We start from the raw sequence: 15,024 nt of genomic DNA on the forward strand, positions 1-15,024 counted from the left end.
GATTGCCTCTATGTTATGAAGTTCACTTAAAGAACATTTGATTCTCAAAATAGGCATGAAATGATTGTAATGTTTAGGCTAAATCGTTTTGTCTTCACTTTTCATGATAAAAGAGAAAAAAATTAGACGAAAACAAATGTTATACGTTGATTCTCCATATTTTTCTTTTAAAAGGTGATAAATGAGCCATGAATCCTATAAAAATGGATCATTTTAGATATTTCGTTTATTTTTTTGCTGTTGAAACGGTAAATGTAAGAATAAAACGCAGCAGCTTTTTGATTACCATATGAAAGGGAGTAGAAAGGAATGCGATCTACATGATGCTGAACTGTCTAACCATACATACCATATGATACATGCTTGTTTCATATGAACGAACCATATGTGAATACATGCTTATATATGCATGTACACATTATTTATTGTTCATTCCAGTATAAATAGAAAAATTCACATTTATTCTTTTCACGATCCCTCTCACTATTCCCCATTTCTATAGCCCCCTATCCAGATACTATATCCACTACTCATGATTCCCTTTCAAGCTCATGATTGATCAACTCATTTTATTCATAGGGTCTTAAGGAGCTTTTTTTAAAAAATATTTGATCAGAAGCGGAGTGATTTATCAGATAGTATCCAAATTGTTTTTTTATTGTTGTTGAAAATTAATTTTAGAAAAGGGTGTATGTATTGAAAAAAATATTGTCATTGGCTCTCATCACCGTGTTAGTCATACAGTCAAGTATATTGGGAATATTGCCTTTAGCAGGAGCACAGGCCAAAGAAATTCAAGAAAATATTTTTGGGGATATTGAGTTTGCTGACAGCGAAGGAAACAAGTTATCAAACAAGGAAGATCAGCAAGTCAGAAAGGCCATTGTTCATTGGTCTATAAAAGGAATTGATCTAAAAAAGCAATTTCCGTATGTTCTCTCACTTCCTGCAGGCATACAGGTAGAAAAGGAGCAGAAGGAACTAATTACTGTGGGTGACATACCTGTTGGCGAGTATACCGTTTCAAAACAAAATGAAGTGACGGTCATATTGAAAGAGGATGTTGAGCTTGATCCAAATTTAGAAGGATCAATAGACATCGATGTCACTAGTATAGCTGAGCAAAAAGAGAAAACAAAGCAAAATGAGGGTGAAGAAAGCCTTCCAAAAGAGGACTCAACCTCATTTGAAAAAGAAGATAAGAATCAAGAAGCCGTTCAAACGAAACAAAGCGATGAAGAGGAATTACTAAAAAACAAAGTGAACGTATCTAAGCGTGTAGGGCTGCAAAGTGTTTCAAAACAAATGCAGATACAAGAAAATCTTCTCACTGATGCAAAATTAATTTTTGAAGATCAGGAAGGAAATTCAGTTGATAAGCCTGACATCAACTCGCTTATTTCCATTAACTATGAGTGGGCGATCCCAAATGGTCATAGCTATAATGGCGGGGATGAATTCCATTTCAAGGTTCCAGAGGAATTAGTCATTTACGAAAAAATCGATCGTCTCGAGATGAAATTTAATCAGGCAACCATTGGCTATTTTTCTGTAGATGAGAGCGGAAATGCCTTCATCGAATTCACGGATTTTATTAAACAATATTCAAATATCCATGGAACACTTCAAGTGTGGACGCAATTAGATCAAAAAACAGTCATTACTGAAGAAAAAGAAGTAGTCATTACCCCGATTGAAGGCAAAGATACGATATCGATCCCTATTCAATACATTCCAAATGGTCCAAACGTCTCGAAAAAGGGAGAACCAAATCGATCTTACAATGCTGAAACCATTCAATGGACAGTCGATTTTAATATGGACTTAGACGATGTGAAACAAGCGAAACTGTTAGATCCGATTCAAGAAGGTCAAGCGTTAAAGAAAGATTCAATCAAGCTTTATCGTGTTGATACAAAGCTAAATGGTGAAACATCACTTGGTCAGCTGCTTGATGAAAATCACTACACAATCGGCCAAACAGCAGATGGTCAAGATTTCACGATTGAATTTAAAGATGACGTGCATCTAGCCTACCGTTTAATGTATGAAACGGACATTACGAATCAAGATCAGTCTGCGTTTCGTAATAAAGCGTCCCTTGTCTCTGCTGATAAAGTGATTAGTTCAGCAGAAGGAACAGTGAATGTGACAAGAGGCAGTCCTTTAAATAAAAAAGCCGCCCACTACGACCCAGTCACACAAACAATTACGTGGGAAATTCGTTATAACTATAACGAAAAAAAGATTGCTGAAAAGGATGCTTTGTTAGAAGACTTCTTTAATGGCACACAGGCGCTGATTTCTGATTCATTTCAAGTCAAGGAAGTCACAATTGATCAGGATGGTAAAGAATCAGGAACAAAAGCGTTTGGAAATTATGTGGTTCAACCTCAAAAAAAGGATGAACAAAACGGGTTTACCTTGCAATTCAATCAAGATATTCAATCGGCTTATCTTATCACATATCAAACAAAAGCAACCGAGCGAATTTTCGAAGCTGAAGAGATTATCAATACTGTAACAGCTGGTAAAGAGAGCAAACAAGGAAAGCAAAGAATTGATCAGCAAATCCTGACGAAAAATCATGGAACACCGAATTACAAGAACAAGACCATTCCATGGCGTATCGTCTTCAACAAAGATCAACAAACCATGAACAACCTGATATTAAAAGATACGTTTACAAACGAAGGATTGACGCTGCAAAAAGATAGTTTAAAAGTGACGACAGGTAATACAGTGCTTGAAGAAGGCACAGATTATCAAATCGTTGAACATGCAAATGGTTTTGATATTCAATTTATGAAAGAAATCAAGACAGAACATACCGTCACATATACAACTTCTTTTGATTATGAAAAAAGAGCAGATAAAGATCAAAAGAACCTGCGTAATCATGTAAAGCTTGAATGGGTAAATGAGGATGGCAAGGATTTGACGAAGGAAAATCAATCTGTCTTCACGCCTGACACATACACGCAGTCAAATGGGTTCAAGAACGGAACATATGATGCAAAGAAAAAAGAGATCACATGGAATATCGGTGTGAACTATAACTTGAAACATTTAGAAGAGGCGAAAATCGAGGATTTCATTCAAGGAAATCAGCGTTTGCTTAAAGATTCAATCATCGTCTACTCGCTTGATTTACAAGGCGGGGAAAATGGGGCGGAAGAAAAAGAGGTATTAGCGAAAGAACATTATGACATCAAATTCCTTGAAAATGAAAAGGGAGAATCAGGCTTCGAAGTCACTTTCAAACATGCCATTGATTCCCCATACAAAATCACGTATCAAACAAGTGTTGAAGGAATGGATTTAGTACAGAAAACCTATGAAAATAAAGCGACCCTGTATGATGGAAAGACGAAAGAATCAGACGTGAATGCTGAGGTATCCATTCCAAATGGAGGGAAATACACAAGCAAATCAGGAAATCAGCAAGGAAAAGTCATTGATTGGAAACTGAATATCAACTTTGGTCAATCAACAGTCCAAGATGCGACGATTATAGACCATCCGAGCAGTAACCAAGCCATAATAGAAAACTCATTTCATCTGTATTCGACGACAATAGATGAAAAGGGGCAAGTGACCAAAAAGGAAGAGCTGGAAAAAGGGAAGGATTATGAGCTAGACCTTGAATTCGATCCAGATTCTTTTCAAATCAAATTTAAAGAAGAAATCACGAGACCATATATTTTAGAATACCAATCTCTCATTTTAGATAAGGTGGGAAGTACACTACAAAACGAAGTAACGTTTAGAGGTGAAAATGTAAAAGAAATTAAAAAGGAATCCGAAGCCTCAATTGTGGTCAAACGTACCGCTGGCATGGGAGATGGCACAGGAGCGATTGGCGCTTTAACCATTAAAAAAGTAGATGCGAGTAGTGGAAAAGTGCTAAAAGGAGCAAGCTTTTCTCTGACAGATGCGGCGAGCGGTATCGTCATTGGAACAAAGACAACAGATGAAGAAGGAGCTCTTCGATTTGATCGTCTTCTGTATGGTGACTATATCGTGACAGAAGAGAAAGCACCCGATGGTTATATTAAGACAAAAGAACCAATCAATGTCACGATTGATCAGCCTTATGAATCAGGAGATCAAGCGAAAACAGGAAATAGCATGACGGTGCAGAACCAAGAAATCCGCCAGCATGTCAAGCTCACGAAAAAAGACAAAGAGACAGGTGCTGCATTAGAGAATGCAGAATTTGAACTAAAAAATGAATCTGGGGATACCGTTCAAACCCATTTGAAAACGGACGAAAAAGGAGAAATTCTTTTCAAACATCTTGACCCAGGTTCCTATTATTTTGTGGAGACAAACGCACCGAAAGGCTATCAATTAAATCAGCAAAAATGGCCGTTCACCATTAAAGAAAATCAAACAGAAACAACGATTGTCACTGCAGTAAATGACATCATCAAAGGCTCTGCTGAATTGAGCAAAATAGGTGAAGGCGGAGAGAGACTAGAAGGTGCACAGTTCAAGCTCTTAGATCAAGATGGGCATGAGCTAAATGGTTCGCTCGTCACAGGAGAAAATGGCAAGATCACGATAAGCGAACTAAGACCGGGTACGTATCAGCTCATTGAAACAAAAGCACCCGATGGTTATGTATTAGATGAAACACCAATCACATTTGAAGTACCACTCGATCCAACAGAACCAGTCATCATTTCACAAAAGAACCTATATGAAACAAGTGCACTAGAAGTGATGAAAGAAGGGGAAGATGGCAAGAAGCTTCAAGGTGTTCGATTTGAAATCACGGATCAAAATGACGAAGTTGTACGTAAAGATTTGACAACAGATGAAGATGGGAAGCTTTTGGTCAATAACCTCAAACCGGGAAAATATCAGCTTGTAGAGACAGAGAGTATTGATGGTTATCAAAAGAAAAACAAACCTTATCCGTTTACCATCGAAATCGCACAAAAAACACCGGCAGAGATCAAAGTGATCAATGATCTCAAAACTGGAGCTGTCCAGCTCACGAAGCTTGGTGAAAAGAATGAAGCGCTTGAAGGAGCAGAATTCAAGCTTGTAGATGCAAATGGAAAAGAGATAAAAACAGGTCTTGTCACTGATCAGAACGGGGAAATCATCGTCAACGATCTTAAACCAGGAACCTATCAGTTTGTTGAAACGAAGGCTCCATTCGGTCATGAGCTTGACGAAACACCTGTCACTTTTGCTATCCCATTTAACCCTGAGAAGCTAGTCAGTGTGACAAAAGAAAATAGCCGCACTACAGGCGGAGTGCTGTTACACAAAAAAGGCGAAGATGGAAAATCATTAGAAGGGGTTGTCTTTGATCTATCTGATGCCAAAGGAAAAATAGTGGCAGGAGGAGAAGGAATCTCAACCAATCAGGATGGAAAGATTACCTTCACAGGTCTAAAACCAGGAACCTATCAATTTGTTGAAAGAAAGAGTCTTGAAGGCTATGAATTGAGTGCGACACCACTTGTCTTTGAAGTTGAATTAGGTCAAAAAGAATTGATTCAAGTGGAGGCCATCAATCAGCTCAAGAAAGGTTCTGTAGAACTAACAAAAATAGGGGAAGAAAAAGAAAGATTGAAAGGCGCAGAATTTACACTTTTCAATGACGATGGTAAAGAATTGATGTCAGGTTTAACAACCAACGAAAAAGGCATCATCACTGTCAACGATTTGAAACCAGGCGCTTACCAATTGGTTGAAACGAAGGCTCCTTTTGGACATCAACTTGATGCAGAACCAGTAGACTTCAAGATTGATTTCAATCCAAATCAACTGGTGAAAGTGACAAAAGAAAATATTCGGACGACAAGTGCTGTGAAACTTGAGAAAAAAGGGGAGGATGGTCAGTTGCTCGCTGGCGTGACCTTTGAACTGATTGATGCGCACGGTCAGCGTGTGAAGAAAGACTTAAAGACAGACAAAAACGGTCAACTGACAGTCGATCAACTGAAGCCAGGAACCTACCAATTTGTCGAAACAGCAAGCATTGCCGGCTATGAATTGGATCAGACACCTGTCTCATTTACGATTCGATTAGGTCAAGACAAACCAGCAAAAGTAGAAATGATCAACAAACTGACGCCGGGAGCAGTGGAACTGACCAAAGTGGATGATGAGGGACATACGCTCGAACATGCAGAGTTTGCTCTTCTGAGTAAAGAAGGGAAAACGTTGAAGAAATCACTTGTAACCGACCAAAAAGGAAAGCTTCATATCAACGATCTAAAACCGGGAGAATATCAATTCGTTGAAACGAAAGCACCTCATGGCTATCAATTGGATCATAAGCCGATCCTGTTTACAATTGAAAAAAATCAGCAGAAGCCACTTCAATTAACAGCAAAGAATCATTTGATCTTAGGAAGTCTGCGTATCATAAAGGTAGATTCGCAGACAGATAGAACCTTAAAAGGTGCAGCCTTTGACATTCGTACAAAAGCTGGAAAAACGATAAAATCTGTGACAACAGGAAAAGACGGAGAAGCCATTGTCAAAGGGCTTAAACCTGGTGAATATACACTCACAGAGACGAAAGCTCCAAATGGTTATGTAGCTTTAAAAAAACCACTCGCTTTTACAATTCAAATGGGCGAAGTGGAGATCAAGACAATGATTGTGAAAAATGCTCCAATGAAGAATGAAGAGGACCACACGAATCCTCCAGCCTCAGATAAAGGGGATCAACATCCGCCCCATGACTCAAACGGTGAGCTGCCAAAGACTGGAGAAGAATGGCTGCGTTATATGATGTATGCAGGGATTTTACTAGTAGTATCTGGAGCTGTTCTCCTTGTTCTTAGAAGAAGAACCATTCAGTAAAAGGAAGGAACGAGTGTATTAATGAAAAAAAGAACCTTATTAGGCAGCTTTTTGGTGGTCGCGGGACTAATGCTCATCTCCGTTCCTTTTATATATGAGTGGCGAACTTCTCAAGAGACAGCGGCAATGGAACAGGCATTAAAGATGATAGAAGAAAATGACAGTGATGCCCTTTCTTCTATTCCACATCTCACTGTGTCAGAAGAAGACCTTCGAGATGTAATGGAGCTAGAGATCCCGTCAATTGATTTAAACGAAAAAGTGCTTCCTGTTACATCAAAAGAAAATTTAGGTATTGCACTGACTCAGATCAAATCTCATCAAATGCCAGGTGAAGGGAATTTCACGATTGCAGGCCATAGAGGGTATAGAGGTGATCGGCTTTTCAGGCAGCTGCCTGAGGTGCCGAAAGGAGAAAAAGTTGTCTTACATCATCAAGCGAAAACATACGAATATAAAATTGTCAGCTCAGCTACAATTGAACCGACGGATGTTGATGTATTAAAGGATCGCGGGAAAAATGAACTGACATTGATCACTTGTACTCTTGATGGCCAGAAACGATTTGTCTTAAAAGGAATACGAATCAATGCTTCAAAAAGTGAGCAGCCGTCGGATGTATAACACCAACATAATAGATGATGGGTACGATGGAAAAGCAACGCTCACAACCGACATGTTACACCAATTGTTATCAGAGCATTATCCAACTTTAAAAAACGAATGTTGGGATGTTGATGTAGATACAATCCGGACTTCGCCTATTCTTCACCCTATATTAAAAAGAAAGCTTCCAATTGGTATCGAAAAATTCACCTGTGTTTTGTTCACGCAGCAAACAGTAGCTTTTGGCGAACCTTTGATTGTGTACTTTTTATTAGATGAAAAAGGCGAAATGATTTACGCAATGGGTATCTTGCTCGAGCAGCAAGATATCCATTAAACGAGAAATAAAAAAGGAAGGGACTTTGATCCCTTCCTTTTTTGTGATTTAATTACGCAAATAACTTCAGCCCAACGACGCCAATCACAATCAGCAGCAAGCTGAGGATACGAATCATGTTTTTCGGCTCTTTAAATAGAATCATATTAAACAAGACAGAGCCCGCTGTTCCAAGTCCAATCCAGACTGTATAGGCAACGGATACTTGAACGGAAGAGAACGAGGCGTATAAAAACAAAAAGGATAAGGCAAATCCGCCAACAAATAAAATGCCTGTCGTGATTTGCTTTTTCTTACTGAACATATTGAGACCAATGGTTCCGCCAATTTCAAAGGCAGAGGCTAACAGCACAAAAAACCAGCCCATTTATACCGCTTCTCCTTTCTGCTCATGTGCATCTCCATCAGACACTTTCAGTCCAATAATGCCGAGAATTAAAATACCCATAAATAAGAGTTTTTCTAATGAAAACGAACCGCCAAACAGCGCATAATCCATCAAAGACGTACCAATCGTTCCAACTCCGGCAAACACGGCGTACACGGTGCCTGTCGGCAGCTTCTCGCAGGCTTTCATTAAAAAATAAAAATCAACCGGGATCAGGCAGATAATGATCGCCCACTCCCACACAGCATCAGCTTTATTTAAACCAAATACCCAAAGTAATTCGAATAAACAAGTGAGTGCGACATACATCCAGCTTTTTTTCATCGTATTTCCTCCTAAAACTAAAAACTGACGATTCGTCATTTTGAAACCAAAAAAGAGCGTACAGCAAGTGCTGTACTAAGTTAAGGTGTCTCTATGCCAAGTGCGTAAAGGAGAAATTGCTTTACCTCTCGCTTTTGAATCAGAACCTCTTCTGTATCTGTTTCTGTAAATAAGTACATTTGCTCAGCAGACGATTCCAGTAAACCGATAATGAATTTGGCTGCATATTGACAGTTCAAATTCGCACGGACCTTATTGTCCTGCTTTGCTTTTTCTAAAAAAGCAGCGACCCATTTGTAAATCGGCTCATAAATATCTTCCCATTCCTTTAAATGCTCCGTGGCAGCTAAACCTGAGTAGGTCAGAGCAAGGACGTCACGGTATTGTCTTGTAAAAGAGAAGATGAATTCAACAAGCGCATCTGCTTGATCGAGGACATCTGCATGCTGAGTTAATTCCTTTTCGATCGCAGGCACCATCTGTGCGATAAGATGTTCTGCGATAGCAGGCATGACGGAAAGCTTTGAAGGAAAATATAAATAAAACGTTCCTTGCGCTACTCCTGCTGCTTTCACAATATCCGAAATGGTCGTCTTTTCGATTCCTTTTTCTTTAAACGCGCCAATGGCAGCAAGCATAATCTTTTCTCGTTTCGACACATCATCACCGACCTTAAATGACTGAATGTCAGTCAGTTTAGCGGAAAAATGACGATTTGTCAATATGGGTTTCTCGTCATTGAATAGGAGAATAAGTGATGAATAGATGCAGGCAAGCCTGAATAAGCTGTAAATATGGTCAAGCATCATGTGAGAAAGGGGCAGCTCTCCGTATGACATTCAGTGCGATGTTTTCCATTGCTTATTTTCTCTTGCTCGTCCCGCTCTATCTACATATGAGATACAGACAGGCGAAAAAGCACAAACGATTTATCTATTTACGAACAGAAATCGTTCTTGCCTGTCTGTTTATGTATACGAATGTTTTATTGTATTTGACGGTCTTTCCTAATCGTTTTTCCGCACCAAGGGATCAGGTGAGTGTCAACCTCATGCCTTTGCAGTCCATTTATCAAAATCTCCATGCCTATCATCACGGCTATCCCAATCTTGTTTTTTTAAATTTGGCAGGGAACATTTTGTTATTTGTGCCACTTGGTTTTTTTCTCTATCAAGCATTCCGAACCTTGCGCTGGCAAAAGGCGATTCTTGCTGGCTTTTTCTTGTCAACAATGATTGAAGTGCTTCAATGGATATTCTCGCAATCTGGTATGATTACAAGAAGCAGCGATATTGATGATATTCTCTTAAATACACTTGGCACAGCGCTAGGTTGTATGTTGTATCGGATGTATCAACGAAGGAAGGAGAAAATCAAGTGAAGCGAGTTTGTATCATTCCATGTGGGGCGAAGAAAATGTGGGACGTCCATCCAGAGGCAGGGAGCCAGCCGGCGAACCTCGTTTATTTAAGTCCGCTGCATCAACGTACGAAAAGCTATGCCCAAACATTCTTTTCAGACTACCTAATCATTTCAGCGAAGCATGGATTCTTAAAGGTAGATGATATTATTCATGAAAATTATGATGTGGCTTTTGGTACACCGCATACTGATCAGATAACAAGAGAAGCACTAAGTCAGCAATTTCATGAAAAATATCTCACTGCATATGATGAATTAGTGATACTAGGTGGAAAGAAATATCGAAAGGTGATCGATCCTTTATTACTTCCTCATCAGAAAGCGATTTATCCGCTAGCTCCATATAAGGGAATTGGCTATATGCTTCAGGCGTTAAAGCAAGCCGTTGAGACAAAAGTAGAACTTCCGCCGCATATTTAACGTATTCACATCTACCGGTAAGCAGGGTTTTGATCATTAAAAAGAGAATGAATGAAGTAGCGATGCTGATTGTTTCATATCTTTTCAGCAGCCACTTGGATGTCCGCATCGCTTATTAGAGTGGCTATATGAAAAAGGGGGCGTATGAACATGACAACCATCTATTTAGCTGGTGATTCAACCGTTTCATCTTACCCAGATCGTCCTGTTCAAGGAGGGTGGGGAGAGTTTTTACATCGCTACACAGCGCAGGGTGTGAGCGTCGACAACCGCGCAATCGGTGGAAGAAGCTCAAAAACATTCATTGAAGAAGGACGGCTTGATAAAATATTGGCTGACATTCAGCCTGGGGACTGGCTGTTTACACAAATGGGGCACAATGATGCTTCAACGGAGAAGCCCGAACGGCATACAGATCCTTTCACAACGTATAAAAGCTATTTGTCTCAATATATTCACGGAGCAAGAGCGAAAGGAGCTACACCGCTTTTATTAACGCCAGTCGGCCGCTTTCATGAAAAAGACGGAGAATATATCAATGATTTCCCTGATTACTGTGCCGCTATGAAAGAACTAGCTGATGAAGAAGAAGTCCTTCTTGTAGATTTAAATACGGCAAGCCTTCAGTTTTATCAAATTTCCGGCATAGAGAAAACGACTTCTTACTTTATGCTGTCAACAGGCATAGAGGATCGCACGCACTTTACAAAAGAAGGAGCAGATGCGATTGCAAGAATTGTTTCGCTGGAATTAAAGGACCTTGGATTAACGATTGTGTGATGGAGGACAGGACGAGAAAGCGCTCGTCCTGTTCTTTTTTGCAGAAAGCTATTGATTCCCTTCACCAGAGTAGACTACAATAGGTACATATGATAATGAGAATCAATATCACTTATAAATAGATCAATCGATGAAAAACTGGAGGGACTCAAATGACAGAACAACTTGAATTGTTTGACGTCACCATTATTGGCGGCGGTCCAGCAGGAATGTACACCGCCTTTTATAGTGGGATGCGGGATTTAAAGACGAAGGTACTTGAGTATAACGAAAGCCTTGGCGGGAAAATCCTACTGTATCCTGAAAAGGTCATTTGGGATGTAGGCGGTTTGCCGCCAACAAGAGGTGAACAGTTGATTCAGCAGCTGGAAACGCAGGCGAAAACATTTGAACCAGAGATTGCACTGAATCAAAAAATCACGTCATTCGAGCGCGATGAACATCAGAACATTTTGCTGACAGCTGAGAATGGTGATCGCCATTTGACGAAGACCCTCATTTTAGCAATGGGCCACGGTATTCCTGTTCAGCGGAAACTTGAAATCGAGCATGCAGACCGTTATGAAGTGACAAACCTTTATTACACAGTGCAGGAGCTTAAGACATTTGCAGGAAAGCGAGTGGTCATCTCTGGAGGCGGCGATTCTGCGGTTGACTGGGCAAATGCCCTTGTTCCAATTGCTGAAAGTGTCACCGTCGTGCATCGCCGTGACATGTTTGGCGGACATGAGAAAAACGTCGCCAACATGAAAGCATCTTGCACACGAATTTTAACCCCACATGAACTGACGGAACTTCATGGTCAAGATGACAAAATTGATGCTGTCACTATTCAACATTTAGAGACAGGTGAAATCGAACGAATAGAAACAGACGCTGTCATCGTCAACCACGGTATGAAAGGCGATTTAAGCGTGCTATCAGAATGGGGACTCAAGCAAGGTGAATGGGGACTAATCGAGGTCAATGAAAAAATGGAAACCAATTTACCGGGCGTCTATGCGGTAGGCGATTTATGTACACATAAAAGCAAGGTCCGCTTAATTGCTGGGACATTTGTTGACGGAGTCAATGCGCTCAATAGCGCAAAGCTGTATATCGAGCCAGAAGCCGAAAAAGTGGCGTATGTTTCTTCTCATAACGAACGCTTTAAAGAGAAAAACAAAGAATTGCAAACGGCTGGCGCTCGTTAATGAACAGGAACATCCAGTCAACCATTGAAGTGCTAAAATTTTAGCACTTTTTTTATATGGAAGGAGAAAGAGAAAATGACAACCCGTACTCATACCATTCTGCGCATGAAAGAAAGTAGAGAGCGATCTCTTTCTGACAAACAAACAGTCTCCTGGCAAACATCTTCCCCTATGTTCTTGACTTGCGATGGATCTGTGAGAATTGAAATGGAAGGATTACAATATCAGCTAAACGCAAAAGACAGTATATTGATCCGCTCAGGTATAAACGTCATGCTCCAATCTTTATCAAGCGAGGTGGTGTCAATTCACACAATCACATTTAACCAATTTACCCTGGCAAATGATGCGCAAAATGAATTGGTCTATAAGATGAATTATGACGATCTCCCGGATAATGGATCGATGGTCAAAGGCTCTGCCATGCTTTTTTCCTGCATCAAACAAATGAAGACGAGTCAAAGCACCCAAGAACAGGTGAAGGGGCTGGAGGACATCATGCACATCTTTCACCGTCAATCCAAGCCATACACTGAGAAGGTGCATTATTCTATTGAAATGATTTTGCAATATATGGCGCAGCATTATGAAAAAAAGCTAACGAGAAAAGACTTAGCCCATAAGATGGGTTTTCATGAGAGCTATTTTTCGACCTTTTTCAAACAAAGTATGGGACTAAGTGTGACGGACTATATTGCCCAAATTCGAATGGATGAAGCAAAAAAACGTCTTCTGCAAACAGATGATCAAATTCAAATGATTGCGCGGCAAGTGGGCTATACAGACAGTTTATATTTCAGCAGGATCTTCAGGCGGAAGACAGGAAGGACCCCTAGTCAGTTCCGAAACAATCGAAGACCAGAGCGGATTGCTGCTTTTCAATTTGTCGGAACATTGGTCGCGCTAGGCATTCGCCCTGTCTGCATTGAAAAAGAAACCTTTCTTCATTCAGATATACTCAAAGATCAGCTGGCAGGTGCGCTGGTCATAGATGAACACACGCCTGATGACGTTTTCAAATCACTTCAACTAGATTTAATCATCATTCCTAACTATTTTTATTCGAAGCCTGAGTTGATCAAGCGGTTGGAGCGGATTGCCCCTGTCCTTGTTTTGCCATATGGCGGTGGTCATGTGGTACAAGAGGTCTTATCTACAGGCCGCCTGTTAGGAAGAGAGAAAGAGGCAGATGATTGGGTGAAACGCTTCAAACATGTGAGTCAGAAGGCAAGAAATGATCTATCTTCCTTTAGGAAAAAAGGAGAGACAGTGGCGATTTATGAAATGAGAGGACATGACAAAGTGTATATGTGGTCCTATGATGCTAGAGGCGCCTTCTACCTTTATGAAACGCTTGACTTAAAGCCTCCGAAGACGATTCTAGAAGAAGTTCTTCTCCCTAATCAACATACAGTCATTCCTTTAGAGAGGCTAAGAGAATTCGAGGCGGATCACATGTTTTTTATTGTAAGTGTTGAACATGGGTGGTATGAACAAATGGATCAGCGGCTGGAGGAAAGCGATGTTCTTCGTCAATTATCTGCTGTGAAAAACGGAACCTTCTATCCACTAAAGCTAGAGGAGTTTCGATTTGATGAGGGGGAGCGGGTGATTCATTTAATGAACCGATTTGTCTCCCAATTAACTCAGGCAGCCGATCCAACAATTGTCCATATGTAAGTTGCGAGAATCCTCCATAGACCATTTCGTATGAGGTTGTTAGAATACATGAGACTAGTAATTGATAACTATTCTCATTTATATCAGGGAATGAAGGAGGAATACTCATATGAAAAAGACATATTGGATATGTGCTGTCATCCTCATGCTGATATTGTCAGCCTGTGGTCATAAAGAACAAGCCAAAACGGCAGAAACAAAGGAACAAACGAAAACCATTGAGACCGTAAAAGGAAAAATCGACATTCCGGCAAACCCAAAACGCATTCTCATAGATGGATATTTAGGCAGTGCCATTGCATTGGATGTTCACCCTGTAGGTGCAACAACACAAGATTTAAAGAATGTACACTTGAAGGACAAGATCAAAGGAATAGAGGACATTAGTGACGAACGTTCAGCTGAAAAAGTACTTAGCTTAAAGCCTGATCTGATTATCACAGCAGTACAGGACGAAAAAGTCTATGATGTGTATAAAAAAATAGCGCCAACACTCGTATACCCTTACAATTCATTCAAAGATGCACAGGAAGAAATCAAGACTTTGGCTAAAGTGTTAAACAAAGAAGCGGAAGGAAAGGCGTTTCTTGCCTCCTTTGATCAACGAATCGAAACAGCTCGAAAAAAAGTGAAGTCTGCATTAAAAGAGAATGACACAGTGTCCATCATGGGCGCGTTTAAAAACGATGTGTATGTGTATGGGAACGGAATTTACCGAGGTGGACAGGCACTATATCAACAACTGCAAATGAACCCACCAAAGCAGGTCGAAGATATAATTTTAAACAGTAAAACAGGCTACGAAGTACTCTCCTATGAAACCCTTCCGAAATATGCAGGAGATTATATATTCATTGATGAATCAAATGGCGGGACATTTGATAAAAATAATTCCATTTGGAAGAGTTTAAAAGCTGTCAAAAAAGAGCAAACCTATCAACTAGATGCAGAATTCTTTTGGCCTTATGATCCAATTGCAGTCATGAATCAAGCTGAAAAATTTGCTGATATATTGACAGATTTATCTCATCAGTAGGAGG

General features: G+C 40.1%; 12 protein-coding genes. 9 read left to right on the forward strand and 3 right to left on the reverse strand.

The genetic code is table 11. The features are described from left to right. Positions 1-687 precede the first annotated feature (687 nt). From SB660_RS12280 to SB660_RS12290, 3 genes are read left to right on the forward strand one after another with little or no spacing between them, the layout of a single operon-like run. On the forward strand, positions 688-6,834 hold the full coding sequence (locus SB660_RS12280; RefSeq protein WP_410582769.1) for a SpaA isopeptide-forming pilin-related protein: 6,147 nt from the start codon (positions 688-690) through the stop codon (positions 6,832-6,834). A 21-nt stretch (positions 6,835-6,855) separates the two neighbouring features. Continuing rightward, the gene (locus SB660_RS12285; RefSeq protein WP_058015751.1) at positions 6,856-7,458 is read left to right on the forward strand and encodes a class D sortase; all 603 of its coding nucleotides are present in this window, start codon (positions 6,856-6,858) and stop codon (positions 7,456-7,458) included. Further along, the gene (locus SB660_RS12290) at positions 7,451-7,777 is read left to right on the forward strand and encodes a hypothetical protein (RefSeq protein ID WP_058015752.1); all 327 of its coding nucleotides are present in this window, start codon (positions 7,451-7,453) and stop codon (positions 7,775-7,777) included. The genes SB660_RS12285 and SB660_RS12290 overlap by 8 nt, the downstream gene beginning before the upstream one ends. A 52-nt stretch (positions 7,778-7,829) precedes the next feature. Here the strand turns inward: SB660_RS12290 and SB660_RS12295 are convergent, their stop codons facing one another. The 3 genes from SB660_RS12295 to SB660_RS12305 all read right to left on the reverse strand — a co-directional run bounded on the left by SB660_RS12295 (position 7,830) and on the right by SB660_RS12305 (position 9,148). Next, a complete protein-coding gene (locus SB660_RS12295) occupies positions 7,830-8,144 on the reverse strand; it encodes a DMT family transporter (protein ID WP_034665057.1) in 315 nt (104 codons plus the stop codon). Further along, complete coding sequence (locus tag SB660_RS12300) at positions 8,145-8,489, reverse strand: DMT family transporter (RefSeq protein WP_017358819.1); 345 nt, start codon at positions 8,487-8,489, stop codon at positions 8,145-8,147. It lies immediately after the preceding gene. Positions 8,490-8,569: 80 nt separating this feature from the next. Then, positions 8,570-9,148 (reverse strand): TetR/AcrR family transcriptional regulator, encoded by a 579-nt coding sequence (locus SB660_RS12305; protein WP_144463097.1) that lies wholly within the window; start codon positions 9,146-9,148, stop codon positions 8,570-8,572. Positions 9,149-9,321: 173 nt separating this feature from the next. Here SB660_RS12305 and SB660_RS12310 point away from each other — a divergent pair, with 173 nt between their 5' ends. The 6 genes from SB660_RS12310 to SB660_RS12335 all read left to right on the forward strand — a co-directional run bounded on the left by SB660_RS12310 (position 9,322) and on the right by SB660_RS12335 (position 15,020). After that, positions 9,322-9,870, forward strand: coding sequence for a VanZ family protein (locus SB660_RS12310; RefSeq protein WP_058015754.1), 549 nt, complete (start codon positions 9,322-9,324; stop codon positions 9,868-9,870). Further along, entirely contained in the window at positions 9,867-10,331 is a 465-nt protein-coding gene (locus tag SB660_RS12315) for a DUF6884 domain-containing protein (RefSeq protein ID WP_268497979.1), read from the forward strand. The genes SB660_RS12310 and SB660_RS12315 overlap by 4 nt, the downstream gene beginning before the upstream one ends. Before the next feature lie 150 nt (positions 10,332-10,481). Continuing rightward, on the forward strand, positions 10,482-11,111 hold the full coding sequence (locus SB660_RS12320; protein WP_410582772.1) for a rhamnogalacturonan acetylesterase: 630 nt from the start codon (positions 10,482-10,484) through the stop codon (positions 11,109-11,111). Between the two features lie 152 nt (positions 11,112-11,263). Then, positions 11,264-12,304, forward strand: a complete 1,041-nt coding sequence (locus tag SB660_RS12325; protein ID WP_410582773.1) for an NAD(P)/FAD-dependent oxidoreductase — start codon at positions 11,264-11,266, stop codon at positions 12,302-12,304. 75 nt (positions 12,305-12,379) lie between these two features. Beyond that, positions 12,380-13,984, forward strand: a complete 1,605-nt coding sequence (locus tag SB660_RS12330; RefSeq protein ID WP_339165278.1) for a helix-turn-helix domain-containing protein — start codon at positions 12,380-12,382, stop codon at positions 13,982-13,984. Between the two features lie 109 nt (positions 13,985-14,093). Beyond that, complete coding sequence (locus tag SB660_RS12335; protein WP_061407121.1) at positions 14,094-15,020, forward strand: ABC transporter substrate-binding protein; 927 nt, start codon at positions 14,094-14,096, stop codon at positions 15,018-15,020. The last annotated feature ends 4 nt before the right edge of the window (positions 15,021-15,024 follow it).

It is taken from the genome of Bacillus sp. SIMBA_005, assembly GCF_046535585.1.
Lineage (GTDB): Bacteria > Bacillota > Bacilli > Bacillales > Bacillaceae > Bacillus > Bacillus pumilus.